Annotated in this window: 13 protein-coding genes; 7 read left to right on the top strand and 6 right to left on the bottom strand. The window is 61.9% G+C overall.

Annotated elements, in window-relative coordinates:
- Positions 1-9: 9 nt before the first annotated feature.
- Positions 10-1,245, bottom strand: a complete 1,236-nt coding sequence (gene fes / locus ACWF6P_RS15455; protein WP_452621560.1) for an enterochelin esterase — start codon at positions 1,243-1,245, stop codon at positions 10-12.
- A gap of 66 nt (positions 1,246-1,311) precedes the next feature.
- Here fes and fepB point away from each other — a divergent pair, with 66 nt between their 5' ends.
- From fepB to ACWF6P_RS15440, 3 genes are all read left to right on the top strand, one after another.
- A complete protein-coding gene (gene fepB, locus ACWF6P_RS15450) occupies positions 1,312-2,307 on the top strand; it encodes a Fe2+-enterobactin ABC transporter substrate-binding protein (protein WP_452621559.1) in 996 nt (331 codons plus the stop codon).
- A gap of 147 nt (positions 2,308-2,454) precedes the next feature.
- Complete coding sequence (locus tag ACWF6P_RS15445) at positions 2,455-3,732, top strand: sensor histidine kinase (RefSeq protein WP_452621558.1); 1,278 nt, start codon at positions 2,455-2,457, stop codon at positions 3,730-3,732.
- The gene (locus tag ACWF6P_RS15440) at positions 3,729-4,391 is read left to right on the top strand and encodes a response regulator (RefSeq protein ID WP_452621557.1); all 663 of its coding nucleotides are present in this window, start codon (positions 3,729-3,731) and stop codon (positions 4,389-4,391) included. Before ACWF6P_RS15445 ends, ACWF6P_RS15440 begins: the two co-directional genes overlap by 4 nt.
- 93 nt (positions 4,392-4,484) lie before the next feature.
- On the opposite strand, the gene ACWF6P_RS15435 is transcribed toward ACWF6P_RS15440, so the two are convergent.
- On the bottom strand, positions 4,485-5,417 hold the full coding sequence (locus tag ACWF6P_RS15435) for a tyrosine-protein phosphatase (protein ID WP_452621556.1): 933 nt from the start codon (positions 5,415-5,417) through the stop codon (positions 4,485-4,487).
- A gap of 250 nt (positions 5,418-5,667) precedes the next feature.
- Here ACWF6P_RS15435 and ACWF6P_RS15430 point away from each other — a divergent pair, with 250 nt between their 5' ends.
- The 3 genes from ACWF6P_RS15430 (at position 5,668) to ACWF6P_RS15420 (ending at position 9,862) form a co-directional block, all read left to right on the top strand.
- Entirely contained in the window at positions 5,668-6,702 is a 1,035-nt protein-coding gene (locus ACWF6P_RS15430) for an ABC transporter substrate-binding protein (protein WP_452621555.1), read from the top strand.
- A gap of 155 nt (positions 6,703-6,857) precedes the next feature.
- Positions 6,858-7,751: a phosphoribosylaminoimidazolesuccinocarboxamide synthase gene (locus tag ACWF6P_RS15425; RefSeq protein ID WP_050655449.1), complete on the top strand. Its 894-nt coding sequence runs from the start codon at positions 6,858-6,860 to the stop codon at positions 7,749-7,751.
- A complete protein-coding gene (locus ACWF6P_RS15420) occupies positions 7,748-9,862 on the top strand; it encodes a S9 family peptidase (protein WP_452621554.1) in 2,115 nt (704 codons plus the stop codon). Before ACWF6P_RS15425 ends, ACWF6P_RS15420 begins: the two co-directional genes overlap by 4 nt.
- Positions 9,863-9,890: 28 nt before the next feature.
- Here the strand turns inward: ACWF6P_RS15420 and ACWF6P_RS15415 are convergent, their stop codons facing one another.
- Together ACWF6P_RS15415 and ACWF6P_RS15410 are read right to left on the bottom strand one after the other, a co-directional pair.
- Positions 9,891-10,580, bottom strand: a complete 690-nt coding sequence (locus ACWF6P_RS15415; RefSeq protein WP_452621553.1) for a response regulator — start codon at positions 10,578-10,580, stop codon at positions 9,891-9,893.
- Positions 10,577-12,163, bottom strand: a complete 1,587-nt coding sequence (locus ACWF6P_RS15410; RefSeq protein WP_452621552.1) for an ATP-binding protein — start codon at positions 12,161-12,163, stop codon at positions 10,577-10,579. The genes ACWF6P_RS15415 and ACWF6P_RS15410 overlap by 4 nt, the downstream gene beginning before the upstream one ends.
- Before the next feature lie 119 nt (positions 12,164-12,282).
- On the opposite strand from ACWF6P_RS15410, the gene ACWF6P_RS15405 reads away from it, so the two are divergent.
- On the top strand, positions 12,283-13,695 hold the full coding sequence (locus tag ACWF6P_RS15405; protein ID WP_378448841.1) for a cation:dicarboxylate symporter family transporter: 1,413 nt from the start codon (positions 12,283-12,285) through the stop codon (positions 13,693-13,695).
- A 131-nt stretch (positions 13,696-13,826) separates the two neighbouring features.
- Here the strand turns inward: ACWF6P_RS15405 and ACWF6P_RS15400 are convergent, their stop codons facing one another.
- The gene (locus ACWF6P_RS15400; protein ID WP_452621551.1) at positions 13,827-15,050 is read right to left on the bottom strand and encodes an acyl-CoA dehydrogenase family protein; all 1,224 of its coding nucleotides are present in this window, start codon (positions 15,048-15,050) and stop codon (positions 13,827-13,829) included.
- Positions 15,047-16,324, bottom strand: coding sequence for an acyl-CoA dehydrogenase family protein (locus ACWF6P_RS15395; RefSeq protein WP_452621550.1), 1,278 nt, complete (start codon positions 16,322-16,324; stop codon positions 15,047-15,049). The genes ACWF6P_RS15400 and ACWF6P_RS15395 overlap by 4 nt, the downstream gene beginning before the upstream one ends.
- Positions 16,325-16,346: the final 22 nt, after the last annotated feature.

The following is a 16,346-nucleotide window of genomic DNA, read 5'->3' as shown; positions in this document are numbered from 1 at the left end:
TGGTCTGTCTCACGGACTGCCGATCAGTTCGACAACGGAGTCCAGAAGGGCACTGCGCCAGCACAACCAGTCGTGGCCGCCGTCAAAGATCCGGTACGACACTTGCGCTCCGGCGGCCTCCAACGCCTGCGCGACGGCTGCGCTGTGCCCGACCATGTCGGACTCATGCCTACCTACTTCGAGGACAACCCGTAAACCGTCCGGTGCACCGTCGCGCTCGATGCGCGCGGCTATGTCTCCACCCGCCGGACCGTCCTCCCCGCGCTTGAGTCCGGTTGGCCACCAGAATGAACCGGATCCACTGGCGACCAGCGCGAAGTGTTCGGGAAACTCGAGTGCTGCGAACATCGAGGCCAGTCCGCCGAAGCTCTGCCCCGAGACCACGGTTCGCGTTCGATCAGACGAGAAGGGCGCGACGGCGCGCACTTGCGGAAGCAGTTCGTGGACCACTGCATTCCAGTATTCGCGGTTGCACGGCAATTCTTGCGAACGGCGTTGATTGTCAACGGAATCGATGGCCAACAGAACACAGGATTTCAGTTTTCCGGTCTGGACCGCGCGATCGAAGGCGGCGCCGGCAGGCATGACCTCGGCCCAGTGGCGACCGTCGAGAAGTATCACGAGTGGACGTTCTTCGAGCGGGGTCAATCCGTCGTCGACGGTCTCGTAGATCCACACCGGCCGTTCGACGCCCAAAGTCGAGCTGTTCCAGGTGAGCTGTACGGATTTCCTGAAAACCGGAGCATCCCAGCCGAACTGGACCGGCGCCGAGGGCATCTCGGCGACGGAGCGTCGTGTGTCCACACCCGCGGAGAGCGGATTGAGTGGGTCGGCAATGCGGTATTCGAGCAGCCCCAACCAGCGGGTGCGGCGGGTCGTGTCCTCCTTGCCTGCTCCCGGATAGTCGAACTCGTCGACTACGGACTTCGGTACCGGGATGATGCTGTAACTGCTGCGCCAGGTGTTCGAGACTTCGGCGGTGTAGAACCACACCGGACTGTCGCCGATCCGCTGCATGACGCTCAGTTGTTCCGCGTGATGGTCGGTCAGCGAATTTGCATCCAGGTAGACGCGTTCGATCTCCGTCTCCTCGGGCTGACGCCAGAGGAAGGTGACTCGAACAGTCTGTGTATCAACACTTTCGATGACCGGCGTGCCTTGTTGCACTATCCGATTCCAGGACGTCTCGATGTCGGGCGAGGCCGCGAGGGTAGCGGACAATTCAGTCACCGCCTGAGTTAGCATGAGCACAGCCTAACCTAATTTGATGGGCTTTTGAATTCGAGGAGTGGTCCGCCAGTGGGCGTCACAATGAAAAAATCGCGCACCGTGAAGGTGCTCTCCGCAGTCTTGGTGGCAGGGTTCGCTCTCGCCGGGTGTAGTTCTGCGGATGCCGATTCCGATCCTGATTCGGCTGCATCGCAGGGTAATTGGCCGCGCACGGTGGAGACACCGAAAGGGCCGGTCGAGATTACGTCGAAGCCGGAGAGGATCGTCTCGACCAGTGTGACGCTGACAGGCACGCTGTTGTCGATCGACGCACCGGTGGTCGCTACCGCATCGACCGGACCGAATACCGACGTGTCGGATGCGCAGGGGTTGTTCACACAGTGGGGCGACATAGCAGAAGAACGCGGACTCGCCGTGTTGCCGATGGGTGGCGCGAACGCGGAATCCGTTCTGGCTCAAAACCCGGACCTGATCGTCGTCTCGGCGACAGGAGGCGACTCCGTCGTCGATCTGTACGAACAGTTCACGGCCATCGCTCCGACGATCGTGGTGGACTACGGCGGAAGCAGTTGGCAGGAAGTGGCCGCTGTGTTGGGTAAGGCGACGGGTCTCGAAGACAACGCCGCGGCCACGGTCGCGAAGTTCGACAGCGCAGTAGAGTCCGCCAAGGCCAAGATCACACTTCCCCCGCAGCCGACCACTGCGCTGGTCTACTACGAGGACGGCAGCGGTGCCAATATCTGGACGCACGAGTCCGGACAGGCGAAGTTGCTCACGGCGATGGGTTTCACGGTCGCCGACATTCCAGAGTCCGCGAAGAGCAGTGAATCGATGGGTAAGCGTAAGGACATCATCCAGGTCTCGTCCGAGAATCTTTACGACGGAATCGCGGGCAACACCCTGATCTTGGTCAGCGCCGACGACGGTGCGGTGAAAGCGGTCGAGGGACTTCCCCTGTTGGCTCAGCATCCGGCGATTCGTGATCATCATGTCTATGCCGTGGGACTCGATACCTTCCGTCTCGATTACTACAGTGCAACCAATATGGTGAACCGCTTGGTCGAGCAGTTCAGCTGATCCGTAAGTACTAGTACTTCCACTCCGAACTAGTCCTTTGGTAGGAACCGAGAATCGAACATTCCCTTCACGTTCGTCGAATGTGTGACCAAGTGGTGCGGGCATGCCACCATGAACGTCAATCATCGGATGCGGAATGGGGAGTGGATGTTCGACTCGGCTGGTCAGAATGCCCCGGGGCAAGCCCTGGCGTCGCGAGGCTGGGGACGTTTCAGCCTGAGCAACCCGGCTACTGCGGCCGTGATCGTCGGTCTGTTGAGCGTGCCCTGGGTGTTTGGCCTCGCCAGTCTCAAGTCGGAATCCGAGACGAGCAATCGAGTGCTGAGCGATCCGGCAACCGTTGTCGGCATCATGGGATTCCTGACGGTGTTGACCATCGTGGCGTGTACGCGCCGTCGGTACCCGATCGCGTACTACCTTCTGACGTTGGCAGGATCCGGCGGGTTGATGCTCTTCCTCGGCAGTCGATCGCTCGGGGCCACACCGCTTTTCTGGTTCGCGATCATGGCAGTGTCCATCCGGGTGACAGGCATGCGCCTGGTCGGACTGCTGGTCCTCGGAATGGCGATGGACGTGATCATAGCGATGTACACCACCGAACGGGACGGGCTGACGGTCGCCGAGGTTCAGGTGGGGGAGTTGCCCCACATGTTCCTCGAGCCGGCGGCAAATACCGTGACGAGTTTTCTGGTCGTCGCAGCCATGGGAAAGATCGTCGCGCGTCTGCGAAAGCAAGCAGTGGAGAACAGTCAGGCAGTAGCGGATCTGCACCGGGACCGCGAACGCAAGATCGCGAATGCCGTTGTCGCCGAACGGCAGGACATGGCACGCGAGTTGCACGACGTCGCGGCTCACCACATGACCGGCATGATCATCCAGGCCCGTGCCGCCGACAAGTTCTTCTCGAGCAATCCCGAACAAGCCCAAGCCCTGCTGGGCGGCGTCATCGAGCAGGGACAGCGGGCACTCAACAGCTTGCGGCAGATCGTGGGGATCCTTCGCCTGGGCGAGGAAGACCCCGACTTCCCGACGCCCATGGTCTCCGACATCGACGAGTTGGTCGATGACTGCCGGCGCACCATCTCGTCGATCTCGCTGGAGAAAGTCGGCCGCTTCGACGACCTGGACAGCGGAGTTCAGTTGACCTGCTACCGCATCGTGCAGGAAGCGCTGTCGAACGTCCTTCGCCATGCGCCGGGCAGTGAGTCGAAGGTGTGTCTGAGCCGAGAAGCCGGCGCGGTGAGGGTGCGGGTGATCAATACTCTGGGAAATTCTCGCCCGGCGTCCGACGGGCAAAACCTCGGAATTGTGGGAATGCGCGAACGCGCGACGCTCATGGGTGGTCAACTGGACGCCGGACCGAATTCGGAAGGTGAGTGGGCTGTGCAGGCACTGGTGCCGGTGAACGGGAGGATCAACGCATGATCGATGTCCTTATTGCGGACGACCAGCAGGTGGTGCGGCAGGGGTTCGAGCTGTTTCTCTCCGGGCACCCCGAGATTCGCGTCGTCGGGCATGCCAAGACGGGAGTCGAGGCGTACGAGCAGGTACGTGCGCTGCGTCCGGACGTCGTGCTGATGGATATCCGAATGCCGCACGGCGACGGGTTGACAGCGACCCGGGAGGTTCTTGCCGAGTTTCCGGCGACCCGCGTCATCGTGATCACCACGTTCGATCTCGACGAGTACGTTTTCGAGGCGCTCGACAGCGGCGCCGCAGGGTTCTTGCTCAAAGACGCCGATCCCGAAGAGCTCTCGTCGGCAGTGTTGACCGTGGCCGAGGGCGGCTCGGTGCTTTCGCCAAGATTGACGTCGAGACTGATCGTGGAGTTCGCGAGGCGCAAGCCGGCACCGATGTCCTCAGCGCGCTCCGGATCGGATCACGGTCTCAGTGCGCGCGAAATGGATGTGGTGCAACTGTTGGCACAAGGCTTGGGAAACAACGACATCGCAGATTCCCTCAGCCTCGAGCAGAGCACGGTGAAGTCGCACATCAGCAACATCTGCAAGAAGCTACAGGTGCGAACCCGGGTGCAGATCGTCATCTGGGCGTACCGAAACAACGTGATCGCCGTATCTCGCTGACGCACGGGACGCTGCGCATCCGGCACGGCACGGGCAGAGAAGCACACGTGCCCCAGGTTCGGCCCCTCGTCGAACCCGGGGCACCTGTGTCGCTCAGCCCAGAAGCTTGGCTTTGAGCGTCATGACCGTCGCCGGGCTCAGGCCCAGGCCCTCGGTCAGATAGCGATCGACCGAGCCGTAGGTCTGGTCCAACTGAGCGAGGCCGGCATCGAGATAGCTTGCCTCGACACCCAATAGAGGCTCCATGTTGACAGCCATCTGCTCGCCCAAGCTCGCCGCGATGCCCGCGCGCGTGGCCTTCATGCCTTCGGCGGTGTACTCGTTGGTCAGCAGGTAGTCGTTCAGAATCACCGAGCGGTCGACGCCGGCGATGCTCAGCAGCAGAAAGGACGTCCAGCCGGTGCGGTCCTTACCTGCAGTGCAGTGGAAGACCTGTGCACCTTCGGTTTCCGCGAGGCCGGTCAGCAACTGCGCGAACCCGGCTCGCTCCGTCGCTCCGGTGACGAAGGCGCGGTTCATGTCCTGCATCATCGATCGTGAGTCCTCGGGGGACTTGATCTTCGCGACCATCTCGGCGATGTTCCCGGACAGGATCGGAATGTTCTCGTACGCAACACCGTCGGGCAGGACGTCCGGCTTGCTGGCGATCTCGGGTGCCGTGCGAAGATCGTAAACCTTTGTCAGTCCGAGCTTTTCGAGAATTGTCATGTCATCGCCCTTGGGCGTGATCGCGTTCGCGCGGTAGAAGACTCCCTTGTTCACGGGTAGACCGAAAGTTCCCGAGTATCCGGCGCCGGTGCCTGCGACATCGCGGAAGTTGTCGATCCCGGTCAGCCGCGGGGCATCTGCAGTTTGCTCGGCACTGCCGAAGCTGCTGGATCCGAAATCCAGTGAGCCGAACTGTGGAGCCGAGGGAGCAGGTTCGCCGTGTGCGATCGAGGCGCCGAAACCGGTGATGAGAAAGCTACTGGTCAAGGCAATGGCCGCGGCAGACCGTAGTGAGCAGGTGCGCGTGGATCGGGACATGTCTGAGCCCTTCGTCGAGCGGTGAGAGTGGCGAGTCGATGAGGTATCGCGAAGGCAAGGTAGCGAGTTCGAGTGTCCGATTCGAGAGGAATCTCGCTTTGCTCCCTCTCAGTGGGAGGCGTGCTGCTCTGAGCGTGAGCGACTCGGGAGGCGCAGTTCATTCCTCGAGACCTGTGTTTGTGCAAACTCTCGCCGCCCTGATATTGGTTAGCCTCACCAAATCAATTCCGGAGTAGTCCGGTGCGTTCAGATGGAGTTCAACATGCGGGTTCAAGGTCTGTCGCGGATTCGCCGCGCAGTGGTGATCGGTGCAGCAGCTGCGCTGGCGGTCGGCGTCGCCGGCTGCAGCAACTCGGAGGAGGCGTCGTCCGAATCGTCGACGACAGCCGCGAGCTCGCAGACCCGTGTCTTCGAAGCACAGAACGGATCCATCGAGATCCCGAGCGACCCGCAGCGGATCGTGGCCTGCGGATACGCAGTTCTGCCGTTGATCCAGGCAGGAGCGAACCTGGCTGCGGTATGTGAGTGGACCCGTGAACTCGGCAACATGGACGACAAGACCAAGGCCGCTTACGAAGCTCTGCCCAAGGTCGCGCCCGACGGCAACGTCTCCCAGCTCAACTACGAGGGAATCGTCGCTGCCGAGCCCGATCTGATCATCATGGGCGTTCCCGCTCGAGTCGAAAGTCAGTTGGACATGGTTCAGCTCAAGGCTGCTGCTCCGGTCGTCTTCCTGGGGCCGACGGTTCCCGCTGATTGGCGAGTGCTAGGCGAGCAGTTCGCCGACGCCGCCAATGTTTCCGACACTTACGGTGAGTTCAAGGGCGAGTACGACGCTCGCACCGCCGAATTGGCCGCGAAGTACAAGGACAAGCTCGGCTCGCTGACCTTCGGAGGCGTGTGCAACGTCTGCAAGCCCGAGGCTGGAACGTTCTCCCGCGAGTACGCGTCTTCGTACACAACCAACCTCTTCGACGGACTCGGCCTGCAGTTCCCCGGCACCCCTGCCGACCCGGCTGACGTCCACGTCGAACAGGTATCCATCGAGAAGATCGGCGAGAATCTCGGAAATGTCGACGTGATCGTCTACGGCCTCAACGCCGACGGCTCGATGTCTCCGCAGCTTCAGGAACTGGTCAATTCCGAGCTGTGGAAGGAACTGCCCGCAGTGAAGGCCGGCAACGTCGTCCAGGTTCAGCATTCGTTGGCAGCGACCTATCAGACGGCTCTTCTGACGCTGGATTCGATCGACGAGGGCCTGTCGAAGCTGCCCGCAAACCAGTAGTTCATCGACTGTGACGGTGGCCTCTCGCCCAGTGGCGAGGGGCCACCTGCATATCCGGATGAGCAGGGCGGACAGCTCTCCGAACGGCGAGGACGCTCACCTGTCCCGGCTACCGGGGTTCTGTACGAACTGCGAACGCCCGATAGGGTGACCGGGTGCGTCCTACACTTGATTCCTACACTCATCTGGCCGGTGGCAAGGTCCGTGACCTTTACACGATCGACGACGAGCATCTGCTGCTTGTCGCGAGTGATCGGATCTCGGCCTACGACCACGTGCTCAGCACGCCGATCCCGGACAAGGGCCGCGTTCTCACCGCGATGAGCGTGTTCTTCTTCAACGTCCTCGGTGGCACCAACCATCTGGCCGGCGAGCCCGACGACGATCGCATCCCGGAAGAGGTGCTCGGCCGGGCTCTCGTCGTGCGCTCCCTCGACATGGTTCCCGTCGAATGCGTCGTCCGTGGCTTCCTCACCGGCTCCGGCCTGGTCGACTACAACAACACCGGCGCAGTGTGCGGCGTCGCGCTGCCCGAGGGCCTTGTCGAGGCGTCGCGGCTGCCCGACCCGATCTTCACCCCGGCGTCCAAGGCGGCCCTCGGCGATCACGACGAGAACATCAGCTTCGAGCAGGTAGTGGAGAAGGTCGGCCTGAAGCTGGCCGTGCAGCTTCGCGAGGACACTCTCGACGTCTACGCCCGCGCCTCCAACTTCGCGGCCGATCGCGGAATCATTCTCGCGGACACCAAGCTCGAATTCGGTCTCGACTCCGCTGGAAACCTCGTGCTCGCCGACGAGGTGCTCACCCCCGACTCGTCCCGCTACTGGCCCCTCGAAGGTTACGAGGCAGGCAAGGTGCAGCCCAGCTTCGACAAGCAGTTCGTCCGCGACTGGCTCACGAGCCCCGAATCCGGTTGGGATCGAAGCTCGGACACGACTCCGCCGCCGTTGCCGCAGGAGATCGTCGATGCGACTCGCGCACGCTACATCGAGGCGTACGAACGCATTTCCGGGTTGTCCTTCGACGATTGGGTCGGTCCCAGCGCATGAGCCTCGTCCCGCCGGTCGCAAAGAAGGTCCCCACCGAACGTACCCATCACGGACACACGTTCGTCGATGACTACGAGTGGCTGCGGGACAAGGACAATGCCGAGGTAGTCGCGTACCTCGAAGCCGAGAACGCGTACACCGACGAGCAGACAGCCGCTCTCGAGCCGTTGCGCGAGAAGATCTTCCAGGAGATCAAGTCGCGGACGCAGGAAACCGACATGTCGGTACCCACACGCATGGGCAAGTGGTGGTACTACTCGCGCAGCGTGGAAGGCAAGTCGTACACCGTCCAGTGCCGGTGTCCCATTGCCGGTGAGGACGACTGGACTCCACCCAACCTGACGCCTGGCGTCGAGCTGGCCGGCGAGCAGATCCTCATGGACGGCAATGTCGAAGCCGAAGGGCACGAGTTCTTTTCACTCGGCGCGTTCTCCATCAGCGAGGACGGCACGTTGCTGGCGTACTCGGTCGACATCGTCGGCGACGAGCGGTACACCTTGCGGTTCAAGAACCTCGAGACCGGCGAAATGCTGGCTGACGAGATTCCCGACACCGCACCCGGTGCCACCTGGGCAATCGACCACAGCCACGTCTTCTACATGACCGTCGACGACTCCTGGCGTCCGGACACCGTGTGGCGTCACAAGCTGGGAACGCCGCAGAGTCAAGATGTTTCGGTCTTCCACGAGCCCGACGAGCGCTACTGGGTTTCCGTGGGTTCGACTCGCAGCGAGAAGTACCTGATGATCTGGGTCGGATCCAAGGTGACCAGCGAAGGCTGGATGCTGGAATCGGCGAATCCGGAAGGCGACTTCCGCGTCATCATCCCGCGTCGCGAAGGCGTCGAATACGGGGCCGAACACGCGGTGATCGGGGGAGAGGACCGCTTCCTCATCCTCCACAACGACGTCGTCGACGGAGTCAAGGCCGAGAACTTCGTGTTGGTGGAAGCTCCGGTATCGGATCCGACGAACATGACGACGCTGATCGAGCACAGTGCCGACGTTCGTCTGGAAGAAGCCGAAGCCTTTGCCGGGCACCTCGTCCTGAGCTACCGCCGCGAGGCTCTCACTCGGGTTGCCGTATGGCCGTTGACGGATGACGGGTACGGCGAACGTCACGAGATCGACTTCGACGAAGAACTCTTCAGCATCGGGATGGGGTCCAACCCGGAATGGGCGCAGCCCACCATCCGGCTCGGCTTCACGTCCTTCATCACTCCCGGGCAGGTGTACGACTACTACGTCGCCAGTGGTGAACTGGCACTGCGTAAGTCGCAGCCCGTTCTCGGTGACTTCGATGCGAGTAATTACGAGCAGCGCCGCGACTGGGCAGTGGCCGACGACGGCACCCGCATTCCGCTCTCGATCGTGAGGCGCATAGGTGCACCCGAGGGTCCGGCGCCGTTGTTGTTGTACGGCTACGGTTCCTACGAGGCGAGCATCGACCCGTCGTTCTCGGTTGCGCGGCTGTCGTTGCTCGATCGCGGTGTCGTTTTCGTGGTTGCGCACGTGCGCGGTGGCGGCGAGATGGGCCGTCACTGGTACGAAAACGGCAAGACGCTCACGAAGAAGAACACCTTCACCGATTTTGTCTCTTGCGCAAGGCATTTGATCGACACCGGAGTCACAGCCGCTGATCGTATGGTTGCCGACGGTGGTAGTGCGGGCGGACTGCTGATGGGCGCTGTCGCCAATCTCGCTCCGGAACTGTTTGCCGGCATTCTCGCCAATGTTCCGTTTGTCGACCCGCTGACGTCGATTCTCGATCCGTCATTGCCGTTGACGGTCATCGAGTGGGACGAATGGGGAGATCCGCTGCACAACAAGGATGTCTACGACTACATGCGCTCGTACAGCCCGTACGAGAACGTGGAAGCCAAGGACTATCCCGCGATTCTCGCAATCACGAGCATCAACGACACCCGTGTTCTGTACGTGGAGCCGGCCAAGTGGGTCGCAAAACTGCGCGCCACGAAGACAGGTGACGCTCCGCTACTTCTCAAGACGGAGATGAGCGCCGGACACGGCGGTGTCAGCGGTCGTTACGAGAAGTGGAAAGAGGTCGCGTTCGAGTTCGCCTGGGTGCTGGACACCGTGGGCGCGAACTAGCTTCTGTGTCAATCAGGTTCTGTGTCAATCAGGTTCTGCGGTAACGAACCTGAGGTCGCCCAGCGCGCCCGTACTCGGTCTCCCGGGTGAGCATGCCGTCGTCTGCCAGTTTTTCGAGGTAGCGCCAGGCTGTCACCCGGGACACCCCGACCGATGCTGCCACCTCGGCGGCGGTCACGGGACCTTCCGAATCTCGGACGGACGCAGCGACGAGTCCGAGCGTTTGAGACGCAAAGCCTTTCGGTGCCGCTGCTCGATCGTCGGATGTTCGTAGTGCGGACATCGCTCGGTCGATGTCGTGCTGGCTGACCGCAGACTCGCCGGCGGGAAGTGCTGCACGATATTCGAGGTAGCGCTCGAGCTTGTCGCGGAACGCTGCGAAGGTGAACGGCTTGAGGAGATAGAGCACGATCCCGCGAGCCACGGCGCTTCGAACCACCTCGAGATCGCGCGCCGAGGTGACCGCGATGATGTCCGGACTCGGGCGCAACCCACCGAGGGCGGAAGCCACGTCGAGGCCGCTGGCGTCGGGCAACCCGATGTCGAGCAGGACCAGGTCGATGCGCTGGTCGGTGGCGTTTGCCGCCGTAACTGCACGCACGGCGGCGTTCCCGGAATGAACCACACCGTGGACCACGAACTCCGGCACGCGTTCGACGTAGGAACGGTGCGCCTGCGCGATCAACGGTTCGTCGTCGACTATCAGGACGCGAATCATCGGGGTGCTTCCGCAACGGGCAGCGGGATGCGGACCACCAGCATCGAGCCCATCGCCGGTTCACTGGACAGCGTGCCGCCGTGCCGTTTCACCACTTGAGAGACCAGTGCGAGTCCGAGTCCGCGAGAGCCGGATTTTGTGGAGTAGCCACGGCCCTTGGCCTTTTCGAGAGCTTCGGGTGTCATTCCCGGGCCGCTGTCGGCGACGGCAACAACCATCATCGAATCCTCTTCCATTACCGTCACTTCCACCCACGGAGACTCGCTCGCGCGTGATGCGTCAATAGCATTGTCCACGAGATTGCCGACCAGCGTGACCAACTCGCGTGCATTGAGTGAAGGCACCGGACCGAGTGCGGTGTCTTCCGTGATGGTCAGGTCGACCCCGCGCTCGGCCGCTTCGCTCATTTTTCCGAGCAACAGTGCGGCCAGCGCCGGCTCGTGAACCGCATTCATCAGACGATCGATCAGCTGCTGAGACACCCGCAATTCGTTGGTGGCGAAGGCCACTGCGTCTTCGTTTCGCCCCAACTCGACCATCGTGATGATCGTGTGCAGACGATTTGCACTCTCGTGGGCTTGAGAGCGAAGCGACTCGGCAAAACTACGTACCGAATCCAGTTCCCCGAGCACGTTCTGCAGTTCGGTGTGATCGCGAATTGTCAGCACGGTGCCAATTCTGTTGCCCTCCCACTCAACCGGGTGTTGGTTGACCACCAGCACACGCTTGTCGGTGAGGTGCACTTGATCCTTGGCGGGCGATGCGTCGTCGACTCGCAAGGTCTCGGGGATGGACGAAAGCGGGACAGGTCCTTCCGGCAGGTCGAGGAGTCGACGTGCTTCGTCGTTGACGATGTCCACTTTCGCGTCCTTGCCCCGGCCTCGGCCGATCACCACCAAACCCTCACCGATGCTGTGCAGGACGGCGTCGTGGTGCTCGAACATGGTGCGGAGTTCGTCGGGAGCCATTCCCAGGGTCTGTCGCCTGATTCGCCGACTCACCAGAAGCGAACTCAAGAGCGCGGCAAGAAGACCGCCGGCAGCAACGAACAGGATGACCGGAACACTTTGGGCGAATTGCTTGCTGATCTGTTCGCGGGTGACACCGGCAGAAACCAGACCGACCAGGGTTCCGCCGGAATCGTAGACGGGAGTGACTGCGCGGATCGACGGCCCCAGCGACCCGGCGTACGTCTCCGTGAAGGTCGCGCCGGCGAGTGCGCGGTCGATGTTCCCGGTGAACAGTTGACCGATCAGTTCCGGGCTCGTGTGGGTGAACCGAGTGCGATCCGGCGCCATCACCACGATGAAATCGACGCCAGTTGCCTGTCGGATTTTCTCGGTCTGTGGTTGCAGAATCGCGGTCGGGTCTGCACTCGTCAGGGCTGCCGCCGTCGAATCCGACAGGGCGAGAGTCTGCGCTATCGAGCTCACCTGCCTGCGTATCGCGTCGTCGCTGTCTCGGCGTTCGTCGACAACTGCGAGCGCGGCCCCCACACCGATGACCAGCGCCAACAACGCCAATTGCAGGATCAGGATCTGTCTGGCGACGCTCATACGTCGGCCGGTCTTTCGTTCGACCATCGAGCGCCTCCTGAACGTAATGAACACAAACTTCCGGGCCCACCTGTTTGCAACAAGAATTCTCCACGACTCGAAGTGATCCCGATCACTTCACAGATATCCGATCCAAAGGACACCCCATGAGCAGCACGGCAACAGGGACAGTAGACGGTTCCCCACAGCCCGAGGGCACCAAGGCAAAGCGCGACAAGACGCATTGGCTCTACATGAGCGTCATCGTCGCGGTCATCGGCGGCATCCTCGTCGGTTGGCTCGCACCCGAGTTCGGTAAGTCCGTCGGTGTACTCGGCACGTTGTTCGTCAGCCTGATCAAGATGATGATCAGCCCGGTCATCTTCTGCACCATCGTGCTCGGCATCGGCTCGGTTCGAGCAGCGGCCAAGGTCGGCAAGGTCGGCGGCCTCGCACTCGCCTACTTCATCGGGATGTCCACCATCGCACTCGCGATCGGTCTGGGCGTCGGCAACCTGCTCAACCCGGGCAGTGGCCTGAACATCACGCCCAACGCGGCCTCAGTGGCCAAGCTTGCAGATCAGGCACACAGCGCCGGCGGCACCTGGGACTTCGTCGCGTCCATCATTCCGACGTCGATGCTGTCCTCCCTCACAGCCGGCAGCGTGCTGCAGACTCTGTTCGTCGCTCTCCTGGTCGGCTTCGCGATCCAGTCGCTCGGCAAGTCGGGCGAGCCGATCCTCAAGGCTGTCGGATACATCCAGAAGCTCGTGTTCAAGATCCTGACGATGATTCTCTGGCTCGCCCCGATCGGCGCCTTCGGAGCCATCGCCAGCGTCGTCGGCCAGACCGGTCTGAACGCCGTCGTCCAGCTCGGAACCCTGATGATCGGCTTCTACCTGACCTGCCTGATCTTCGTCTTCGGTGTTCTCGGAACGCTGCTGCGCGCGGTCACCGGATTCAACATCTTCAAGCTGGTCAAGTACTTGGCCCGTGAGTACCTGCTCATCTTCGCCACCTCGTCCTCCGAATCGGCACTGCCGCGTCTGATTGCCAAGATGGAGCACGTGGGCGTCGAGCGCACCACGGTCGGCATCGTCGTTCCCACCGGCTACTCGTTCAACCTCGACGGCACCGCGATCTACCTGACGATGGCGTCGATCTTCATCGCCGACGCCATGGGACAGCCGCTCGCCTTCGGTGAACAGCTCTCGCTGCTGGTGTTCATGATCATCGCCTCCAAGGGTGCTGCCGGAGTCAGTGGCGCCGGTCTGGCCACGCTGGCCGGCGGACTGCAGAGCCATCGCCCCGAGCTTCTCGACGGCGTCGGACTCATCGTCGGAATCGACCGCTTCATGTCGGAAGCGCGAGCGATCACCAACTTCTCGGGCAACGCAGTCGCGACTCTCCTGGTCGGCGCGTGGACCAAGACGATCGACAAGGAACGCGTCATCGAGGTACTCGACGGGAAGATCCCGTTCAACGAAGCCACGATGCTCGACGACGAAGACGAGGAAGAGCAGCACAAACTCGAAACGGCTCCGACCGGCACCAAGCAGTCGTTTGTGAGCCATCACTAGATCCGTCCGCTCTGCTGAACGTTTGACTGCGCTGCAAGCGCGGAACCCGATCTACGATCAGTGATCCTGGTCGTAACGATGAAAGAGACCGCCGCACCAACCGTGCGACGGTCTCTTTCTGTTCGTGGCCGCTATGTGTACCAGGTGGGTTCGGGAATCTCGCCGGTCAGATACTGGCTACCGACTTCACGGCGCTTGTACGCGAGTGGATCGTGAAGGGTGTGCGTCCGGATGTTGCGCCAGTAGATGTCCAGGCCGACGTCGTTGGAAGTGGCTCTGGCGCCTGTCAGTTCGAAGATCTTGTTGCTGATCTCCAAGGACACGTCGGCGGCGCGGAGTTTGGCGGCCGCGATACGTACGGCGAGGTCGCCGCGAGCCTGCTCGGTGAGGTTTTCGCGAGCAGCGTGGAGTACGGTGTCGGCCTCGCGGCTGACCTGGTCCACGAAGGCCTCCGCTGCCCACAGCTTGGATTGCAAGTCGCCGTAGCCCTCACGGAGGTACCACTCGTCGGTCGCGATTTCGCGGTTGTCACCTCCGTACGGCCATGGACGCGTACGGGTTCGGGTGTACTCGGCTGCAGTGTCCAGCGCGCCACGGGCGATCCCGAGGTAGAAGTTCGCGAACACGATCTCGATTGCCGGGAAGTTCAGGGTGTTGTAGACGAGGGGTTGGAATTCCTTGTCGACAAAGCCTGCCGCGCTTGCCCAGTCGACCTCGACGTCGTTGATCTCGACACTGCCGGAATCGGTGAGGCGCTGCCCGAGGTTGTCCCAGTCTCCGCGGAAGACTATGCCGTCCTGAGCAGTCGGCACGATTGCGAACACATGCGTCGCAGTTCCGTCGATGATTCCTTCCAGCACCGTGAGGTCGGTGACTCGGCCGCCGGTGGAAAACGACTTCACACCGTTAAATACCAGGGTGTCTCCGCGATCCACGACGGTGAGGTCGGTGTCTCGAGGATTCACCGCGCCGCCGAAGAAGAATCGGTTGCTCGTGTACAGCTCCTCGACAGCGGAGATCTGCGGATCGGTTCCGACCAATCTGGCAGCCCAGGCCCACAGGTAGTGGTATCCGAGCAACTGTCCGATGGAGCCGTCGGCGCGGGCGATCTCCCGAACCACCTTGTACGCGGTCTCCCATCGCTGCCCGCCGCCGCCGAACTCGACCGGACCCAGCAGTGTCACCAGACCACTGTCCTTGAGTAGCTGAACTTCTCGGAACGGCGGTTCACCGGCTCGATCACGCGCGAGTACGTCGACGGAGAGGATGTTGCTCACCTCGCGAGCCCGGTCGATCCAGCCCTCGGATGTGTCGGGAATGCCGACGAAGACTTCGGTTTCACTGGTCACGGTCATGCCTGTACATCCTTTTCTGTCGGTGCAGTCCCGATGGCCCACACGTAAATCGGTTCGGTTCCGTTGATTTCGTAGTCGCCGACAACTTTGGATTTGAAGACGACCGGGTTGTGACTGGCCACGGTGCGGGCGTTGCGCCAGAACCGATCGAGATCGAGGTCCCGGCTCACTCCGGAAGCACCAAGTGCGTCGAAGATCTTGGCCGTGGCCGGCACGACCAGTCCGATCGAGGCGACCTGGCCTCGCCCTGAATCGATTTCGGCCGCGATGTTGGCGGCCTTCTCTTCCTCCGGCGAGCCGGAGAACGCGGCTTCGTAAGCCCATTGGGACGACTGCGCGGCGTGCAGTGCAACGGCCTCGGCGGCAAAGGCGGCAGAGGACACTTCACCGACCACTTGCTGGATCTGCGAGTCTTGCGCGTACCTCGGTGCGTTGCCGTGACTGAAGGTTCGCGTGCGAGCGGCAACTCGGCGAGAAATCTCGGTTGTCGCAGCCTTGGCGATGCCGGCGAGAGTGGCGAGATGGAACAGTTGATAGAACGCGGTCTGGTATTTGAATCGCGTCGAGAAGTCGAAGATGTTCTCCGGCTGGACAATCGCATTTTCGTAGACGGATGAGCCGGACCCCGTCGTCTGCTGGCCGAAGCCGTTCCAGTCGTCGCTGTGTGTGACACCGGGTTGCCGCGCCTCGACCGCGGCGATCACGAATGCGCCAGTGTCGGTGCGCTGCGAGTACAGGTCGATCCAGTCGGCGAAAATGGAACCCGTGCTGTAGAACTTGGCCCCGTTCGCCAGGAAATGATCGGCATCGGGTGCGGGCGAGATCTTGGTGTTGGCTTCGCCCAATGCAACATCGCCGATTTCGGTCCACGCGTTCCCGACCAACTGTCCCTCGGCAAAGCATCGGAGCCAGGTATCGCGTTCAGGTCCGGGGTCGGCGACCAGTCGGTCTTCGACAAACGCGAAATGACCGCGCAATGCCTGGGTGATGTTGGAATCGGCGCTCGACAACTCGACCAACAAACGGATCAATTGTGGGATGCTCGCGCCGGATCCGCCGTGCGTGGTCGGCACCCGAACGGCGCCGAAGCCTGCCTTCTTGAGTGCGTCGATCTGTTGGAACGGAAGCACATGGTCGCGTTCGCGTTCGACGACGGATTGTGCGATGTCCGCGAAGATCGGACGAAATTTCTCTGCCAGTGTTTGGTAGTCGACCTCACTCTTGATCGGATCTGCAGACCGGGCTACGGCATTCGGCGTCAGTGCGGTGGTCATGGGAAGAATGCAAGCTGTAATC

The sequence above is a fragment of the Rhodococcus sp. NPDC055024 genome (genome assembly GCF_053608585.1).
Note: the sequence above shows the minus strand (reverse complement) of the source record. Positions and strands in the feature narration are given on the sequence as shown.

Coding starts and splice junctions, on each gene's coding strand:
- fes (WP_452621560.1), bottom strand. CDS start 1,245: ATGCTAACTCAGGCGGTGACTGAATTGTCCGCTACCCTCGCGGCCTCG.
- fepB (WP_452621559.1), top strand. CDS start 1,312: ATGAAAAAATCGCGCACCGTGAAGGTGCTCTCCGCAGTCTTGGTGGCA.
- ACWF6P_RS15445 (WP_452621558.1), top strand. CDS start 2,455: ATGTTCGACTCGGCTGGTCAGAATGCCCCGGGGCAAGCCCTGGCGTCG.
- ACWF6P_RS15440 (WP_452621557.1), top strand. CDS start 3,729: ATGATCGATGTCCTTATTGCGGACGACCAGCAGGTGGTGCGGCAGGGG.
- ACWF6P_RS15435 (WP_452621556.1), bottom strand. CDS start 5,417: ATGTCCCGATCCACGCGCACCTGCTCACTACGGTCTGCCGCGGCCATT.
- ACWF6P_RS15430 (WP_452621555.1), top strand. CDS start 5,668: ATGGAGTTCAACATGCGGGTTCAAGGTCTGTCGCGGATTCGCCGCGCA.
- ACWF6P_RS15420 (WP_452621554.1), top strand. CDS start 7,748: ATGAGCCTCGTCCCGCCGGTCGCAAAGAAGGTCCCCACCGAACGTACC.
- ACWF6P_RS15415 (WP_452621553.1), bottom strand. CDS start 10,580: ATGATTCGCGTCCTGATAGTCGACGACGAACCGTTGATCGCGCAGGCG.
- ACWF6P_RS15410 (WP_452621552.1), bottom strand. CDS start 12,163: ATGGTCGAACGAAAGACCGGCCGACGTATGAGCGTCGCCAGACAGATC.
- ACWF6P_RS15405 (WP_378448841.1), top strand. CDS start 12,283: ATGAGCAGCACGGCAACAGGGACAGTAGACGGTTCCCCACAGCCCGAG.
- ACWF6P_RS15400 (WP_452621551.1), bottom strand. CDS start 15,050: ATGACCGTGACCAGTGAAACCGAAGTCTTCGTCGGCATTCCCGACACA.
- ACWF6P_RS15395 (WP_452621550.1), bottom strand. CDS start 16,324: ATGACCACCGCACTGACGCCGAATGCCGTAGCCCGGTCTGCAGATCCG.